This window comes from Kitasatospora sp. NPDC007106 (assembly GCF_040634455.1).
GTDB lineage: Bacteria > Actinomycetota > Actinomycetes > Streptomycetales > Streptomycetaceae > Kitasatospora > Kitasatospora arboriphila.
The window spans coordinates 1-1,195 of the sequence record NZ_JBEYFP010001347.1 but is presented as its reverse complement, the minus strand read 5'-3'; the positions used below and the strand labels follow the sequence as shown (position 1 = coordinate 1,195).

Sequence of the window (1,195 nt, the reverse complement as noted above, 5' to 3'; positions counted from 1 at the left end):
CGACCCGCACGCCTCCCCGGGCCAGGACGTCGAGGACCTGGGCGAACAGGTCGCGGGGGCGGCCGTCCCACGCGAGGCGCCGTGAGAGGTGCTCGCGGGCGGTCGCGGCCTCCCGCCAGACCAGGGTGGCAGGGGCAGTGTGGCCGAAGGTGCCGCGCAGGCAGTCGACGAGGGCATCCAGGCAGCCGCCGAAGTAGCCGCCCGGCCCGTTCACCGCCTCGCCGAGCGCCAGGTGGAGGCCCGCTTCGTCGGTGACGTGGCGGCCATCGAGTTCGTACGTGCGGCCGGCCGGCAGGTCGGGACGGACGCGCCGGCAGGAACGGTCCCGTACGACGTCGAGCCAGACCTCGCGGCGCCGGGTGTCGAGGCCCGCCCAGGCGCCCGGGGCGTCCGGCGGCCCGGCGAGCCACCGTTCGAGGACGGGGCGGGCGTGCACGGGAACGGGAGTGAAGTCCGTCCCGTCGAGTTCGAGGTCGACCAGGTCCGCACCATAGGCGGACGGGTACCAGGCGATGATCCTGGTCCGGAGCGGCAGGTCGGTGAACGGATCGCCGTGGTCGTCGCGTATCTCCAGCGCCGCCTGCTCCAGGTCCAGTGCCTTCCTCGTCCCCTTCATCAGGGCCGCCCGGAGCAGGTCACCCGGGAGGAGCCCCCGCAGGACGAGTGGGGGCGCCGGCCGGTCGGCCGGCAGCACGCGGGTGAACTCCCGGCAGGAGCCCAGCCACCGCTGCCCGTCGTGCACCCGGACCCGGCCCCGGTGCCCCTCGGGCGGCCCGAGGTGGTCGTCGAGACCGGTCAGCACGAGGCTGTCCGCCGCCGGCCGACCCGGGCACTCGGCGTCCTCCACCAGCCAGGGGTCGAGCGTCTCGTCCTCCGGCACCAGCCACACCCGGCTGCCGATCCAGCCCCGCACCTCCGCCTGCGGAGCCCAGCCGAACAACTCGTACGTCGCACGGCGGGGTTCGCCGAACAGCCCGTCCACCTCGGCGCAGACACCCCAGGCGGGGCCGTGCTCCGGCCCGGCCGCCGTGTGGCGGGTCAGCAGCCGGTGGTTCCCGTCCTCGTGCACGGTGGGTATCCTGCCGGGTCCGGCCGCCCGTGGCGACGGCATTTCCCCGGCCCGCGGGACGGACCGGCCCGCCGCCGGACCGTCCGATACCGGACCGTCCCGATACCGGCCCCGGCCGGCCCGGGG

The 1,195-nt window shown here is 76.1% G+C and carries 1 protein-coding gene; it reads right to left on the bottom strand.

Features of this window, described 5'->3' with window-relative positions:
* On the bottom strand, positions 1 to 1,069 hold a 1,069-nt coding region (locus ABZ641_RS38375; RefSeq protein ID WP_359989297.1), incomplete at its 3' end, for a barstar family protein.
* Between the last annotated feature and the right edge of the window lie 126 nt (positions 1,070 to 1,195).